The following is an 18,811-nucleotide window of genomic DNA, read 5'->3' as shown; positions in this document are numbered from 1 at the left end:
ATGATTATAAATTTAATATTATGTATTAATTTTTTAAATATCTTGTACTATTGTAAGAATTATTAAACTTTTTACAAGCAAAAACTGCTAAATTTATATGCTATATTATCATATAATATAATATAATATTTACAATAGAGTTCACTGATACACTATTGCCTATAATAGCGAAGTATATTAGAATATTACACCTTATTACAAATCATACAAATCTCAAAAGAAAGTAAACAAAACATTTTGTACTTGTAGTGATAAAAAAATTTGTTAATATAAGAAAATAATTTGTTTAACCATAAGAAACTTTGTGATAGCCAGCAGTTGTATTCAGGACATTGTAGGGTTTTATGAAAGTGAGAATCCAGGTGTAAAAGCAAATCTTATGCGGATACTGCTGCACGGAAAGGTTGCAGGAAGTGGCAAGTTGCTCATACTGCCTGTTGATCAAGGCTTAGAACATGGTCCAACAAGAAGTTTTGCAAAAAACTCTGAGTCGTATGATCCACACTATCATTTTCAATTAGCAATAGAAAGCGGTTTTAGTGCATATGCTGCTCCGATTGGAATGCTTGAAGCAGGAGCATCTACTTATGCTGGGTTAATACCACTAATACTTAAAATAAATAGCTCCACAGCACTTTCTCCTCACAGTAGTTTCCCTGATCAAGTAGTCACATCGTCTGTAAAGGATGCTTTGAGATTGGGATGTTTAGGCATAGGGTTAACCATATATCCAGGATCTCATAATTTTTTTTCTATGGTTAGAGAAGTCAAGTCTTTAATAGCTGAAGCAAAATCTTGCGGGTTAATAGTTGTAATATGGTCATATCCACGCGGAGAAGGTTTATCAAAACAAGGGGAAACAGCAGTAGATATAGTAGCATATGCTGCCCATATTGCAGCATCACTCGGGGCACATATAATCAAGGTAAAACTCCCAACAAGTCACATAGAAAAAGATCATGTACCCTGTGATATTTCATCTCTAGCACAAAGAGTTGCATATGTAAAATTATCTTGTTTTGCTGGAAGAAGAATTGTTGTATTCTCAGGAGGTGAATCAAAAACTGATGCAGAACTATTCCAGGAAATACAATCAATTAAGTTAGGTAAAGGAGATGGATCAATTATAGGACGCAATTCCTTTCAAAGATCTAAAAATGATGCTATATCAATGATAGACAAAATTGCAGAAATTTATAACAATTAATTACGGCTGGGTGGCAGAGTGGTTTTATGCAGGGGACTGCAAATCCCCCAATACCGGTTCAATTCCGGTCCCGGCCTCATTTTACAAAAATGTATTTTATGATCATAGCTGCAATGCTACATTTTTTTATAATTTTGAAATATCTAATCAAACTTTCCTAATGTCCAATCATAATCTATGATTATCAATTGTTTCATGCTTAAAAATACTGCTAACTTCTTCTAAGATTTAGTAACTTTACAATTAAACTTACAACCCAATAATTGAAGTACAATGTATTTTGTAACAAATGAGACATAAATCTTATGTAGTATAAATTAATTATAAAAGTTAGTAATACACCATTTAACAGTTAAGTCTATATTTCTTATACATAACATAACAACTATAATAAACTACATTTTAACTTTAGTTCTCAAGTAGGACCTTAAAGTACTTTCTCAGTCTCATGCATTTTAATATAAATTACATGATTATGTTTAGAACTTTAACTATAAATAATACACTTCTCCTGTTCTATAATCACTAGAGACTATAAATCAGACAACATAAAGATTATAAAATACAATCTTTTATACTTTACATAATTTTATCTTTTAAGCAAAAAGAACAAATAATTAAAACAAACAAAGCATTGTAAATATACTCAGATTAACACTAGAATATAACTAACATACTCATACTTAGGACTTCAATAGATACACAATCTTACATAATCACATAACTACCGAAACTATTAACTAAATGATACAAAATACTAACTTTACTCTATATCTTACACGACTTTACTTGTTAGGAAAAAAGGACAAACAATCAATATAAATAAAGCGTTGCAAACATGCTTAGATTAACACTGGAATATAACTAACATACTCATACTTAGGACTTCAATAGATACACAATCTCACATAATCACATAGCTACCGAAACTATTAACTAAATGATACAAAATACTAACTTTACTCTATATCTTACACGACTTTACTTGTTAGGAAAAAAGGATAAACAATCAATATAAATAAAGCGTTGCAAACATGCTTAGATTAACACTGTAATATAACTAACATACTCATATTTAGAACTTCAATAGATACACAATCTCACATAATCACATAGCTACCGAAACTATTAACTAAATGATACAAAATACTAACTTTACTCTATATCTTATACGACTTTACTTTTTAGGGAAAAAGGACAAACAATCAATATAAATAAAGCGTTGTAAACATGCTTAGATTAACACTGTAATATAACTAACATACTCATATTTAGGACTTCAATAGATACACAATTTTATATAACTACCTTTTTTAATCTCATGACTATTAACTACACAACATACATACTAAAATATCCTTTTTATGCTATACCTTACATAATTTGCCCTTTAAGTAAAAAGAATAAATAATTACATAAATAAAGCATCACAAATATACTTACACTAATGCTGGAATATAACTAATACAATTGTGCACAAAATTCCAACAAAGATAAATAACCTCGAACAATCAATAAGATATTTTTCTATTTTATATTATTAGAGACTACTCCAATATAATTCAATTCTCTAAGCAAAAAAACACATACCAACACAATCATCATGATACTAAATAATATATTGTTACTTATACATCACACTTGGTAAATAATCCCTAAAACAGGGTAGATATAGATAATAGATCAACATTACTGAAACTACTAACTATATGATAACTAAAATTAATTTTTAGATAAAGAAGTTGTAGCTATAAATATTGAAGAATATGTACCAACAGCTATACCAAAAAATATTATTATACTTAAATCCCTAACTGTACCTTGACACAATAACATTAAAGGTACTGCTGCTAGCATGGTAGTACCAGACGTTAATATTGTTCTTGATAAGGTTGCATTAATACTTATATTAATGATCTCGGTAATTGTTTCCTTTAACATTTTTCTAAGTAATTCTCTAATTCTATCATATATTACTACTGAATCATTCACTGAATATCCAATAACCGTAAGAATTGCAGCAGTTGAAGAAAGATTAAACTCAATACCACATAAACTAATCAAACCTAGTGTTAATATAACATCATGCACTAAAGCTATAACACCACCTAAAGCAAATCTCCACTGAAACCTCACCCACAAATATAAAAACATTCCCAATAAGGAAAAAATAATAGCACATATACCTTCAAATATCTGCTTATATCCTACTTGTGGACCAACATAATCTACTTTTAGATAAGTTACATCACCTAATATTTCTCCTAATACTTTTTTGATCTTTTCAATACCATCAACATAAGTCAAATTTTTTTCGTTTTTAAAACGAATCATCAATTCTTTACTATTAAAACTCTGCACAGAAAATCCCGTAAAACCTTTTTCCTGTAGTCTTAACTTAACATCCTTAATGTTGACTTGATCGACACGCAGTTCAATTATTATACCACCAGCAAAATCTGTACCAAAACATATACCCTTAAATAAAATAAGCAAGACCGATAAAACTACAAAAATACCACTACAAGATATAGCATATATTTTATATTTAAAGAAATCTATGTTGATGTTACTAAGCAGAGTCACTATAAGAAATTATCATCAATTAATTACCTAAGCCTATGTTATTTCTGGTTCTTATTCAAGAAAAATACCTATCATTTTAGTATAAAAATGCAGATATTCGATACAGTATAGCAAACCTAAGTTACTTCTATATTAAAAATTACAATGAAAAATAGAGAAAATTACATATAAGTAATACTAACAAAAATTTTCTAATTTTTTATACCATACAATTAAATTGATGGTATTTTTTATGGTTTCTACACATTACAGAAACTTCCAGGTTTAAAAATCTCTACAGACATATATTTCAGTTGTATTATACATTAAAAATATGTTTATTATAACATCTCACATGGTTGTGTATCTTACCACATTTTTAACAATCCACACATAACTTAAGCATAACAATAATATCTAGATAAACAGCACATTATACATATCAAGTCCCTGCCATTTGGATTTGTGAAGTAACTTTTTGTTATTCTATAGCTGGTTTAAAATTCTCATTAGAATCTCATATTAAATACACGTACTCATTTAACATATAAACTTACACTTAATACATACCAAGCTTACGCTATATTAATAGCGCACGTCTCATTGTCATCACACAACAGAAAATGTTAAAAAACTTTAAGAGCATATTGCACATATACAAAATCTATTCATAAAAATAGTATATTAATTTTTCTTATATAGTATATATGTATACATGCCATCAAAGAAAGATTATAAACGGTTTGCTTACAACACCCTGGGATATTTAGGAGAAGTATTAACGATATTATTTTTAAGATGCAAACTATACAGGATTGCAAAACACAGATATAAATGCCCACTGGGAGAAATAGACATAATTGCCTATAAAAATAAACAATTAGTCTTCATAGAAGTGAAAACTAGTTTATTTAAAAATGAAATTCCAATAACATATAAACAACAAAAATCTATCCTCAGATCTGCAAAATATTTTATAGCTTTTCATACAAAATTTACAGACTATAATGTCAGATTTGATTTATATTTTCTTTCCCTATCAACAGGAGTAATACATATTCCAGATGCATGGCAAGAATTTTAAGTTCTACATACTAGTTAAACCTAGCAAGATTTTAACCAGATTTTTTACATATACTCATCAATATATGACAGTCTAATCAAATATAGCAACAATTACATAGGTATCAGAGATAATGTTCCTATAATTTTTTACTACCACAACATCTCTAGATAATTAATATTATATAATTTATAGACTCATTACCAATTCAAAAGGTGAAAATATGTTTCCCATTTCCAATAAAAACATTACCTAACTTCATTGATAACTAACAAGCTGTAAGGCATTCATGTATGATAACACTTATATAGTACTTGCTTAATAAATTATAAATGTAAAACATGTTCATTATAACTCATTCTACACTAGTAACATTCCATTAGACTTATCACATAAATACATACAATAAAGTATAATTTTTTTCTACTATCAAAAATACTCAAGCATATTTAGATTATACACAGCATCTATTGAAATAATGATAACTATGCTAAGAACATCTATAACTATATTAAACCGGCTCAAACCTTTAAAACATTATATCCCTGATATAACATCTCCAAACAACAATATAAAATTCACAATATAGGGATTTTTTTTAATGTTATATCTTACAATAATTCTTATCATACTTTATATTCAATTTAATATTATTCATTTTATAACTAATTACCATACACGTATAAAAACTTTATATAATAATAATATAGAGATAACTCTTCAGAAACCATATCGTTCATAATACAACATTCAAGAACAATTTTAATTTACACATTAAATATAGAAAAAATACTTTATAACCGTTCAAAATTTCCCACACATAACAAATGAGCAATAAAAAATCTATAAACTGTTTAATCTGACAACTATGACACAATGTATAGAAAGAATTTTGCTATTTGTCATATAAAAAATACATTTGACAATTCTATATTAAAGTAGGGAAATATCTTACAATTGTTAAACACTTTCTACATATAATAAATAAAAATTTATCAATTGTTTAACCTGACAGCTACAACAACATATACACAAAATCCAGAAAAAGAACGACTACTTATAATACAAAATGCATCCAACAATCTTATTTAAAGTATAGAAATATTTGACTAATGTTTAACATTTTTACATACAACAAACACAACAAATAAAATTTATCAATTGTTTAACCTGACAACTACAACAATGTATACACAAAATGCATCCAACAATCTTATTTAAAGTATAGAAATATTTGACTAATGTTTAACATTTTTACATACAACAAACACAGAAATAAAATTTATCAATTGTTTAACCTGACAGCTACAACAATGTATACACAAAATCCAGAAAAAGAACGACTACTTATAACACAAAGTACATCCAACAGTCTTATTTAAAGTATAGAAATATTTGACTAATGTTTAACATTTTTACATACAACAAACACAGAAATAAAATTTATCAATTGTTTAATTTAATAGCTACAACAACGTACAAAAAGAGCTATTATCTGTAACATAAAAACAGATTTAATAATACTAAGAACTCATCATGTATAAGTATATTTTTCATATTATGACATATAACAACTATAAAATGCACATCTAATATTTATAGCATAAATATCTAAATTCATTTTATAATTTGAAATTCAAACATACTACAAAGTTATAGTTACAAGCTTCTATTAGATAAACAAATACTAATGCAACAAAATATCAATAAACAAATCTTGTACCACATTGTGAATGTCAATCCATTACCTTAAACTTTTTTAAAATATCAACCAAAGCTCTAGTAAGTATTTCTATCATTTCATCAGTATGATAAGGAGTAGGAGTGATTCTTAATCTTTCAGTCCCAACTGGAACAGTAGGATAGTTAATAGATTGTATATATATTTTATAGTCTCTTAGTAACATACGTGAAATATCCTTACATATTACAGAGTCACCTATAATGATAGGAATAATATGAGTATCCGTTCTTACAAAGTTAATTCCAGCCTTAGTAAAAGATGCTTTGACCTTATTCACAACTTCACGTTGCTTTTCTCTCTCTAAAGAACTTTTCTTTAAATATTCAACACTTATTCTAGCAGAAGAAGCAATTAAAGGTGACAATGCTGTAGTAAAAATAAAACCTGGAGCAAAACTTCTAATAACATCTACTAAGCTCTTTGATCCGGCAATATACCCACCCATTACTCCATAAGCTTTAGAAAGAGTACCTTGAATAATTGTAATTTTATCAGATAAGTTCTCCTGCTCTGATATACCACCACCACGATCTCCATACATACCAACAGCATGTACTTCATCAAGATAAGTCATAGCACCATATTTATCCGCTAAATAACAAATCTCCGCAATTGGAGCAATATTTCCATCCATAGAATACAAAGATTCAAATATTATTATTTTAGGTAAAGATCTATCTACGGATTTTAACAAATCTTCAAGATGATTTACATCATTATGCCTAAATATATACTTTTCTCTTTTACTCCCTCTTATGCCTTCTATCATAGAAGAATGATTTTTCTCATCTGAAAATACAACAATATTAGGTACAATAGTCAGTAATGTACTAATTGTAGTCTGATTAGCAACGTAACCACATACAAAGGTTAACGCAGCTGGTTTTCTATGTAAATCTGCCAATGATTCTTCAAGTTCAAGAATCTCTCTTGTAGTACCAGAAATATTTCGAGTACCACCAGCTCCTATGTTGCTACTAAAATTTTTAATTGCAAGAATCACTTGCTCATTTTGTCCCATCCCCAAATAATCATTACTACACCACAAGGTAACTTTATCATTGATAGAACATTCAATCGCATAGGGAAATTGACCAGGAACACGCGAAAATCCTGTAAATTCTCTATATCTACCTTCCTCTTTTATATGCTTAATTTTATCACAAAATATTCCTTCATAATCTATCATGACTTTTTTACCATATGCTTTATATAATATATAAATTTGACTAAAGATTATTCTTCACAACTATCTTCAAATGACGCTTTTTCCCGCAACTGAGCTTAATATAAGGAACATCACAGAAATCCTTTAATGATAACCTATAATTTATATCCAGTATTACTATATCATTTATTTTACATCCCTTATTGCTAATCAATCTTCTAGCACTACTATTACTTTCCTCCAGACCAGAAACTTGTAGTAATTTTACTAGAAGTAACCCTGACTCTATTTCAGATCTACCTATATAAAATATTGGTAACCCAGAATGATCATTACACTCAAACACCTTAAGTGCATCATAAGCAATATTCTCTGCTATTTCTTTCCCATGACATATTTTAGTAGCTTCAGTAGCTAAGATCTTTTTTGCTTCATTAATCTCATGATCTTTTAAAATCTCCAATTTTTCTATTTCAGCAATTGGCAACTCTGTAAATAACCTTAAAAAACGTACAACATCTTCATCTTTGACATTACGAAAATATTGCCAATAATCAGTAGGATCATACATTTCAGCATCAAGCCATACTGCTCCTTTAGCAGTTTTACCCATTTTTTCACCAGCATTTGTAAGTAACAAGTGAGTAGTCAACCCAAAAAGCTCTGGCAATTTTAATTTCCTGCCTAGTTCTACACCATTAATAATGTTGCCCCACTGATCAGATCCTCCTATTTGCAATAAACAACCATAACGTTGATTAAGTTGAACAAAATCATATGCTTGCAATAACATATAATTAAATTCTAGGAAACTAAGATTCTGTTCTCTTTCTAAGCGTAATCTTACGCTATCAAAAGTTAACATATTATTCACAGAAAAATGCTTACCTATATCTCTAAGGAAGTCTATATAATTTAATTTATCTAGCCATTCTGCATTGTATACTAGTAATGCATCACTAGTTCCTTCACCAAAAACAATAAATTTCTCTAATACCTTACGTATACCTAACATATTTTCTGCAATATCACTTGTAGACAACATAGCTCTAGATTTGTCTTTACCTGAAGGATCACCTATTTTTGTAGTACCATTCCCCAGTAACACTATTGGTTTATGTCCAAACTTTTGCAAATACCTTAGAATCATAATCTGCATTAAACTACCAATATGTAAACTTTTAGCAGTACAATCAAACCCTATATATACAGGTATACAGCGACTATTCATTAGCTGATCTAGTCTTACTAAATCAGTACATTGATTAAAGTATCCACGAGAATACAATAAATCTAAAAACTCAGATTTTAACTTCATGTTGAAAACATATTGTTGAACAAAGTGATCCTGGCGCGGGTTGAACGCGCGACCTACTGATTAAAAGTCAGTTGCTCTACCGACTGAGCTACAGGATCTCAATAAAGACCATAATTATTTTCTATCATTTTACCAAAATTAAGTAAAGATTTTTCTGATAACACTATCTTAACTCTATAATACTAAAATAACATCACTTTAGTACTAGTTACTCAAAAATTTTCTATGTCACAAACACATTACTATATACAAAATATCGCTACACAATACTCTTAAAACAGCTAATTTAACTTTAAGAATATCATTATTAATTGTATATTGCAAAACAATAAGAAAATTGATATTCTAAGTATTTTAAAAGTTGGTAATTCAATCATGTTCCTTTCCACGGAGGATACTCTAAGCTACATAAAAAAAAACGCAATAAATTTCATTGATTTAAGGTTCACAGACTCCACTAGCAGGTGGCACCACATAACACGTAGTGCAGAAACAATAGACTCTCACGTATTATCCTCCGGTATTAATTTCGATAGTTCATCAATCCCAGGATGGCAGTCAGTAGAAAAATCTGACATGTTACTTTTACCAGACATCAGTACCGCTTTTACGGACCCATTTACAGCACAACCGACACTAGTTATGATTTGTAATGTGATAGATCCGTATAATCAATCTAAGTATCCTAAAGATCCACGGTACACAGCACACAAAGCATCACAATATATGTTATCTACGGGTATAGCTGATAAATGTTACTTTGGACCAGAAATAGAGTTTTTTGTATTTGATCATGCAGAATTTTATAGTGATCTCTATCATTCTTACTTCAAAATAGAATCCTCAGAACATATTTCTCAAATTCAAAAAGGACAACACGTTAATAATAGCCACTGTCCAAAAATTAAAGGCGGATATATGCCAACCCCTCCTGTTGATTCATTACATGATCTGAGATCAGAAATATTAACAATGCTGAAAGAAGTAGGAATAACACCTTTAATACATCACCACGAGGTTGCAGCTTCGCAGTGTGAAGTTGGCTTTCAATATGATGATCTGGTACATAGTGCAGATAATGTACAAAAGTGTAAGTATATAGTACATGGAGTAGCATCGTCTTATGGCAAGACTGCAACTTTTATGCCAAAACCTATAATAGGAGATAATGGTAGCGGGATGCACTGTCATCAATCACTATGGAAAGACAATATTAACATTTTTGTTAATTCAGATGGAACAATGTCAGAAATATGCTTGTATTATATAGGTGGAATTATAAAGTATGGGAAGGCTATAAATGCATTCGCAAACCCATCGACAAACAGTTATAAGAGATTAGTTCCCAACTTTGAAGCACCAACCTGGTTAATTTACTCTCATGAAAACAGGTCATCAGCTATTCGTATTCCATACGTACCAAATACTGATCTCAATGCTAAAAGAATAGAAGTACGGTTCCCAGATCCACTTGCAAATCCATATTTGTGTTTTTCTGCACAACTAATGGCAGGGTTATATGGAATAAGAAATAAAATCCACCCAGGACCTACAGTAGACAAAAATCTATACATACTAGATAAAAAAGAACTGCAAAATTTTACTTCTGTTGCAAACTCTCTAGAAGAGTCCTTAGACGCCCTAGACAACAATAGGGAATTTTTACTGGAAGGAGATGTATTCACAAACGATCAAATTGATGCATATATTCAATTAAAATTATCAGAAGTACGAGATTTACATATACATCCACATCCTATTGAGTTCGTAAACTATTATAGCTCTTAAGACAATACTCATTGGTTTATCATATTGTTCTTATGCTAGCTATTGTTAGCATGTTATTCCATTCGTATATGATAAGTCCGCATGTAGTTGCAACCTTTATCATGATTAATATTTTTCATGAATGTTAAATAATGCTGCAATAGTAAGTTAGAGAGAATATTTAAATAACACATTAACATGATGATTATACAAAGCTAAAACCACATATAAAGTAAAACTGAAGTACATCCTAAAGCTTTCTTTAAATAAAACCTACAAAGGATCACAATTAAAACAGCCGAAGTAATATTGTAATATATATTTTAATAGGGAATACACAAACACATGTAAGACTATTGACTACATAGAACTTAAAAAATACAACAATTATCAAGCTTTTTTTCAATATGTCATAAATACATTTATATAAACTTATAGAATACACATCACTATTATTCACATTTTCCAATATAAACCAAAATACCAATCTTTCCAAACATAACACATACATAAGATTATCGACTATATAGCACCTACAAATTAACCAATATAACACAAACAATTTACTTCTTTTTCAAACATGTTATAACCACACTCTATAAACTGACAAATACTATTAATAGCACATACACATCACTACTATGCACATCTCAGAGATAAAATTCTAGTTTTTCCCAAAGTGAACAACATACATAGAAGGTTATTAACTACGTAACACATAAAAATTGATTAACATAGATCGATTCAACCCTCTCTTAAACATGCTATAAACACATGCATATAAACCAATCAAATACTATTAATAGCACATGCACATCACCACTATGCATATCTTAGAGATAAAATTCTAGTTTCTCCCAAAGTTCAAAACATATATACAAGGTTATTAACTACGTAACACATAAAAATTGATTAACATAGATTGACTCATCCCTTTCTTAAACATGCTATAAACACATGCATATAAACCAATCAAATATTATTAATAGCACATACACATCACTACTATGCATATCTCAGAGATAAAATTCTAGTTTTTCCCAAAGTGAACAACATACATAGAAGGCTATTAACCACATAACACATAAAAATTGATTAACATAGATCGATTCAACCCTCTCTTAAACATGCTATAAACACATGCATATAAACCAATCAAATATTATTAATGCATATACACATCACCACTATGCATATCCTAGAGATAAAATTCTAGTTTCTCCCGAGGTGCACAACACATTATATAAGATCATTGACTACATAGGACTGAAAATTGATCAACATAACATTAGACAACTCAGTTCTTATTCAAACACCTTTAAAACACATACTTGTGAATTTATGCATAATATCAATAGTACATACTTAAATTACAGGAATAAAATATTAATTCCTCCAATGCTTAACACATATACAGTCTAAGTAATATAATCTATACTTCCAAATACAATAAGCACACAAACATATGTAAGATTGTCTATATATAAAAATTGACAAACGTATATAGTTTCTTAGATAGTTTATAATAACTACAAGATCAAAAAATTATTATTTTGTATGTGATCATTTGTCTATCAAAAGCTCCAAACAAGGTCATATAAGTTACATTGGATCACTAAATTAAACAAGTGTTTTAAAGTTTATACAAGGTCTTAAGTCAAAATGTAGTTTATCATAGACGTGTACTGTACTTTTTTCGACATTTAGCTATTAATAAATCAAATAAGTTTTAATACTGTATCAAGTCTTATTGACAATATTTGCTGTAATGTTTACACACAAGAAAACTTAAGTGTTAAATAGCATATAGTTGACTAATACTAGGTAAACTTACTCAACCTTATTATTCTTCTTACTATCTACTAACTAACATTCCCTCGAAAAAGTGCTAGATTGTTACAATAATATATAATGTGCAAGAGCATAATAACACTTTGTACATACCGATAACATTTTCAACATTCTTTCACTTAGCTATCAATATTGCAATAAAACACTTACATTTCCACAACAATACTATTGTAAAAGTACTAAAAAGATACTTCATACAGAAAAATACTTTTCACTATATACACAATAAGTACGACTTTTTAACTGATAATTAATACACTAAAATACCTGATATATTTCCCACAAGAATGCAACAATTCTCTACACTTTGAAAGATTTTATACTTATAACTTAATATGAATAAATAACAAAAATTGCGAAAGACTTGATTCGTAAGAATATCACATTGATACTACATATGAAAATAATCGAATAATAACAGGATCCTAACATGACACACGACTTTTACACAACACTTACAGAATTAAAATCTCTCATACAACAAGATCTAGACGACATGGAACATCTAATTTTATATCAAGACAATAAAAACATTGTATTAATTACAGAAATTATACAACACCTAATTAAATCTGGAGGGAAAAGAATACGCCCTATAATTTTCTTTATCATCTGTAAAATGTTAAATTATAAAAAACATGATAAAGTGTATATTGCAGCAGCTATTGAATTTATACATAATGCAACACTACTGCATGATGACGTAATAGATGAAAGTGAGTTACGAAGAGGAGAAAAAACATCGAATTTTATATGGGGGAACAAAGCAAGCATCTTAGTTGGAGACTTTCTACTTGCTATATCTTTTCAATGGCTTATACAATGTCAGAATCTTACTATACTATCTATATTATCTAAAACATCTAATACAATTATAATAGGGGAAGTACAACAAATGGTCTCCAGTTATAACATCAACATATCACAAGAAAAATATATAGAAATTATTTCCGCAAAAACAGCATCTCTTTTTGAAGCAACATGTGAATCTGCTGCAAATTTAGCTGAAGTAAATAACGAACAAATAAATGCACTAAAAAGATTTGGTTATAATTTAGGCATAGCATTTCAAATGCTAGATGACATTTTAGATTATACTGCATCAGAAACACAGTTTGGCAAAAAACTAGGAAATGACTTACTAACAGGTAAAATTACTTTACCAATCATTATTGCATATCAAAATGCAGATCAACAAGAGAAGAAATTTTGGAATCAATTATCTGTAAACCCAGATATCAATAAGGCAATGTTTTACATAAAATCTCATACTGCAATTGAACAAGCACTAAAGGTAGCATCAATATACATAGACAAGGCAAAATCTAGTTTAAATATTTTTACAGATTCAGACTATAAACAAATACTAGATAAATTACTCAATTCCATGTTACATAGAAATTTCTAAACAAATAATTATTTAATATGAATATCAATCTAGTATAAAAAACTCAAATTATTACATATATACTAAATCTGCCATAGCTAACTATATATACAATGTCAGGTTTAGTACACTACCCTGATTCATGTATAAAGAAATATTAAACACAACATAGATTAGATACACATAATGTTTCATTACATCACATATAAATTAATATACTGGACTAATTAAAAAAAATACCTAAAACACTATGTAACAACACCAAACTAATACAAACAATTCTAACGAAATAGTTTAGAAAATGTATAATACGAAAGTAATAAGATAAATACTACTTCTCGTTTTACCCAGATTTACACAAACAACAGATATAATATGTTAGAAAATGAATCACTTCTATTATACTTGGTAAATACAGGGAGATAAAACATAAGCAATATAAATTAATATACAAAACCACAGCTATCATAATCAAACAAACTATTAAACCCATCGATAACATTAAAATTCTGATTAATAAAGTAACAATTTATAATACAACATATAAAAAACTAGAATAAGTACATAATTATTTTTTTACTCATCTAGTATTTTCACGATCAATAGCTATCCCTTTAACATCTAGATGCGATAACCATATATCTTTAATCTCTTGTACCTCTTGTTTTGCTAGCTTAGCATCATCACGACTTATATACTTGCTGTATAGAACATAAAATATACATACCATTGTGAAAATATTAATTGAAACAACGCCACATAGTACACTTTCATATGTATTATTATACATATAAGAAACCAAACCACTTAAACCTGTCAACATAACAAATGTTATAATGACAAGACTCATAAGTTGAATACGAATTGCTTTATGCCTTGCTGTATCTACAAGATCTTCATGCTCCATCTTATGATGAGATACCTTGTCAAATTCATTAGAAAGCAATTCATATGCATACTTTGTATACAGATAGAATGACCTTTCAAATGTTTTTTTCGTAACAATTCTATTATGACCACCAGAAAAATACAGTCTTACACACTTTTCATATTGCATATTAATTCTATCATCATACACAGGTAACTTTGCACTTACCCGAACAAAATTTTTTAACAACAAATCAAGCCTTCCACGACTTATATGCAAAACACTATGTTTCAATATATCGTATATTGTTAAACCAAACTTATTCTTCACCTCTAACATATAATACAAAGGTAGTCTCGTTAATAAATACTGGCAATATTTAACACATTCAGAGACATAGTTATTAGTTTGAAAAGATAATACTGTGCCTCTTTCTCTTAAAGATGCAACATTTACCCTCATGTTAGAAAGACTCATACCATTTAGACAATCTCTCAATTTTTTCATATTACTCATACGAGCTAGGCTAAAGAACGAAAATACCTTTGCAAAAAAAACAAAATTAACAGCAGCCATAATATGTAATGGGGTATCTCCATGTATATTCTGTTGCTTATTCATATCTGGAAAATGCTCAGAAAAATATTCTGCAATTTTCACATTCATATATGGAGCAGACGTTACATAATGCATGACGTTGTTGCCTGACTTATCTAGCTTATGAACTATATCAGGACATTGAAATACAATGCTTTCTATAACATCAGATAAAAATTTATCCTGATCCCTTTGATTAGATATATTAACAGCATAATGTAATGCAGTACGACCCTGATCATCAAGGGTATATTGTACACTGTTTACTAAAAATGTTTTGACCAATAAATATGATAGATCCCGAAGTGCTGGATTATCTATTAAAAAATATAAATGGCCTAAAGCACTTATAGCATTAGGAATTAAAGGATTACATGGTTTATCAGAATACGATAGAAATTCAGATACTACTTCAGGAGAGATTTCCTGATTTTTAACAGCAGTATTAATCTTATTGAACAACATTCTCACAGCGTTTATTACAGCTAAAAACATTTCGGTCTTGTCTTGTAATTGACCTTCTTGTAATTCACCGTTATTAACCGCTTCTTTAGAAACATCATCACCAGGTATAACATCCAATACAGTTTTGCACAGCTTAACATAAACACTTCTACATGCAGACTTTAAGCTACTCAAAATCTCTTTCATTTCAATACTTTGAGACGCTAAATCTTGGCTTTGATCCTGAATAGGTAATCGAACTGCATCTAACAATAATTGCCGTAACTGTCGATTTATAGCATGTTTAAATTCAGAACTCCGTACCCCAGACATATCATATAACGACATGATGAGGTAATAATATATTGTTCCTAGAGTATCTTTCATCAATAGTATGTCTTTACACTCAAGAGATTGTATAATCTCAAGAAATGATATGTCACACATTACTATCTTACTAAATAACAGAGGCCTTGTGTACCTAATTAAAATAGATTTACGCACCATTAACATTGTTAATACCTAAGATAGAAGCTTAACCATAGCTTGTAGTACTGTTTAACTAGGAATTGTATAGATAACTGATTTGCAAAATATCATATACCCATCCTCCTTTAAATAAATTCATAAATACAATTTTTCTAACTTAGAATACCCCTCAATTCACTACTAAAAATTGAGTATATAACTATAATCCTCCCCACTTTATCCACTACAAAAAGTATTACATCCTTAGATAAAAATTCTACTAAAAAGTCGTAAATTACTGTATAATTAAAGAACTTTATATAAAATATACTATATTAAACTTATTATGTATTACTTATATATTAATACTTTTACTAATTTTATTCAAAATAATTTTTCACTTGCACTTATACTTGTACTTGCTATTATAACAGTATAGGTTACTTAGAGATCAGACAACGTATTTGTTACCATATATTACACGTTTGTCTTCAAGATACAAATTTATAAAACTAAATCTAATCACCATTAAAATACAGGTTCATTCAATAATCACGACGTATAAAGTTTCTAACATACTGATTATCTGTATTCTTAATATCTTGTACAGATTGACAAGCAATAATTTTTCCATCACATAATACAGCTATTTTACTAGCAATTTTAAATGCACTACTGATATCATGAGTAATCGTAATTACTGTTAATTTTAATTTTTCATGACATTTAACAATTATGTTATTAACAACATCTGACATAATTGGATCTAATCCTGAAGTCGGTTCATCTAGTATGATAATTTTGGGCTCACTCACAATAGCACGAGCCAATGCTATTCTCTTCTTCATACCCCCAGACAGCTCAATAGGATATCTATCTAGCACATCGTTACTTAACCCAACTAAACTCAATCCAGAAGCAGCAATCTCTCTTGCTAAACTTTTATTACAATTAAATCTATAATGAAAATTAAAGGTAATATTTTCATAAACTGTTAAACTATCAAATAATGCACAATTTTGAAACAATACTCCAAAATTTTTACTCAAACTCTTATTATGTTTAACATCAATACCATCAACCATAACTTTTCCAGATATGGGATCTATTAAACCCAAAATCGTTTTTGTTAATACAGATTTACCACTACCTGACTCACCAAGAATAACTAACGACTCTCCATAAGCAATATCAAGATCTATCCCTTTCAAAACTTCATGACCATGAAAGGCTATATGCAGATCAGATAAAGAAATACAATACATAAATTAACATTAAGAATAAAATACAGTAATAATATAATTTAGGAAAATAATAAGCATAGAAGATATCACAACAACATAAGTTGTTGCTATTCCTACACCTCGGGCTCCACCATTACAATAATAACCATTATAGCAACCTACAAAAGATATGATAAAACCAAACACAGTAGCTTTAATCAACCCCAATTCAACATCTCTAACATGTAGAAATCTAATTATTCCTTTAATATACATTTCAGGAGTACATCCCAACTTGAATGAACCAACTACATACCCACCATAAGAACCAATTAAATCCGCACATAAAATTAAAAGAGGCATACCAATCATCGCTGAGATAATACGAGGCACTATCAAATATTTAAAAGGATTAGTATTCAACGTAAATAAAGCATCAATTTGTTCAGTAATACGCATAGTACCTATTTCAGCAGCTATAGATGCACCTACTCTTCCTGCAATAATAAGACCAACCAACACTGGTACCAATTCTCTAACAATAGCAACTACTACAACACCAGCAATAAAATCATTGGAAACATTAGTATTAATTACCAAAGCATTTTGTAAAATTAAAACTGCGCCAGTGAATACAGCAGTTATACCAACAATAGGTAAAGAAAAGAAAAATATCTCTACAAACTGTTTCCATATAACACCATAATAATAAGGAGGACAAAAACAATGATAAATAAACTTTATAAAAAATATAAAAGCATCTCCAATGTTAAAAACCAGGTTAATTGCATATCTACCAATACTTGCAAATAACCAAAATAACCTATTATACAAAGGTAGACACCACATACTATACCAAATTTCTTTCAATTATTAATAACAAACAAATCTTTCTATTAATTATACACAATCAGCTTGAATATCGAATTAATAAAGTTAAACATAGTTTCCAATTCTATTAATTTATAATTAATAAAGTTAATCTGTCAAAATATTCATTCGGCAAAATAATAATGTTCTTAGCCTAAAAACACCACCAATATAAAATTCTACCACACATAAATCTTAAAATTTTTAATATTTGATAAAAGCTAACATTACATTTTAAAACTTCAATAATACTATAACATACCGTACTTTT

General features: G+C 28.9%; 10 protein-coding genes and 2 tRNA genes. 5 read left to right on the top strand and 7 right to left on the bottom strand.

The features are described 5' to 3' along the window. The first annotated feature begins 304 nt into the window (after positions 1–304). Positions 305–1,207, top strand: coding sequence for a class I fructose-bisphosphate aldolase (locus tag EDL80_RS00360; RefSeq protein ID WP_158406240.1), 903 nt, complete (start codon positions 305–307; stop codon positions 1,205–1,207). A 4-nt stretch (positions 1,208–1,211) separates the two neighbouring features. Continuing rightward, positions 1,212–1,284: transfer RNA gene (locus EDL80_RS00355), tRNA-Cys, on the top strand. Positions 1,285–2,929: 1,645 nt separating this feature from the next. Here the strand turns inward: EDL80_RS00355 and secF are convergent. Beyond that, positions 2,930–3,793, bottom strand: a complete 864-nt coding sequence (gene secF / locus EDL80_RS00350; RefSeq protein WP_158406239.1) for a protein translocase subunit SecF — start codon at positions 3,791–3,793, stop codon at positions 2,930–2,932. 694 nt (positions 3,794–4,487) lie between these two features. Between secF and EDL80_RS00345 the strand changes: the two genes are divergently transcribed. Continuing rightward, a complete protein-coding gene (locus EDL80_RS00345) occupies positions 4,488–4,856 on the top strand; it encodes a YraN family protein (protein WP_158406238.1) in 369 nt (122 codons plus the stop codon). A 1,715-nt stretch (positions 4,857–6,571) separates the two neighbouring features. On the opposite strand, the gene hemA is transcribed toward EDL80_RS00345, so the two are convergent. From hemA to EDL80_RS00330, 3 genes are all read right to left on the bottom strand, one after another. Next, positions 6,572–7,768 carry a 5-aminolevulinate synthase gene (gene hemA, locus EDL80_RS00340; protein WP_158406237.1) on the bottom strand — a complete coding sequence of 399 codons (1,197 nt, stop codon included), beginning with the start codon at positions 7,766–7,768 and terminating at the stop codon, positions 6,572–6,574. Positions 7,769–7,808: 40 nt separating this feature from the next. Further along, entirely contained in the window at positions 7,809–9,065 is a 1,257-nt protein-coding gene (tyrS, locus tag EDL80_RS00335; RefSeq protein WP_158406236.1) for a tyrosine--tRNA ligase, read from the bottom strand. A 25-nt stretch (positions 9,066–9,090) separates the two neighbouring features. Further along, positions 9,091–9,163: transfer RNA gene (locus tag EDL80_RS00330), tRNA-Lys, on the bottom strand. A gap of 277 nt (positions 9,164–9,440) precedes the next feature. Between EDL80_RS00330 and glnA the strand changes: the two genes are divergently transcribed. Continuing rightward, positions 9,441–10,853, top strand: a complete 1,413-nt coding sequence (glnA, locus tag EDL80_RS00325; protein WP_158406235.1) for a type I glutamate--ammonia ligase — start codon at positions 9,441–9,443, stop codon at positions 10,851–10,853. 2,260 nt (positions 10,854–13,113) lie between these two features. Continuing rightward, a complete protein-coding gene (locus EDL80_RS00320) occupies positions 13,114–14,091 on the top strand; it encodes a polyprenyl synthetase family protein (RefSeq protein WP_158406234.1) in 978 nt (325 codons plus the stop codon). A 559-nt stretch (positions 14,092–14,650) separates the two neighbouring features. Here EDL80_RS00320 and EDL80_RS00315 read toward each other — a convergent pair. The 3 genes from EDL80_RS00315 to EDL80_RS00305 all read right to left on the bottom strand — a co-directional run bounded on the left by EDL80_RS00315 (position 14,651) and on the right by EDL80_RS00305 (position 18,519). Next, on the bottom strand, positions 14,651–16,486 hold the full coding sequence (locus tag EDL80_RS00315; RefSeq protein WP_230957210.1) for an ankyrin repeat domain-containing protein: 1,836 nt from the start codon (positions 16,484–16,486) through the stop codon (positions 14,651–14,653). Between the two features lie 506 nt (positions 16,487–16,992). Next, a complete protein-coding gene (locus EDL80_RS00310; RefSeq protein WP_158406232.1) occupies positions 16,993–17,712 on the bottom strand; it encodes an ABC transporter ATP-binding protein in 720 nt (239 codons plus the stop codon). A 9-nt stretch (positions 17,713–17,721) separates the two neighbouring features. Then, on the bottom strand, positions 17,722–18,519 hold the full coding sequence (locus tag EDL80_RS00305; RefSeq protein ID WP_158406231.1) for an MlaE family ABC transporter permease: 798 nt from the start codon (positions 18,517–18,519) through the stop codon (positions 17,722–17,724). Positions 18,520–18,811: the final 292 nt, after the last annotated feature.

Source organism: Ehrlichia ruminantium (assembly GCF_009728835.1).
GTDB lineage: Bacteria > Pseudomonadota > Alphaproteobacteria > Rickettsiales > Anaplasmataceae > Ehrlichia > Ehrlichia ruminantium_B.
This window is presented reverse-complemented; position numbering and strand designations above follow the sequence as displayed.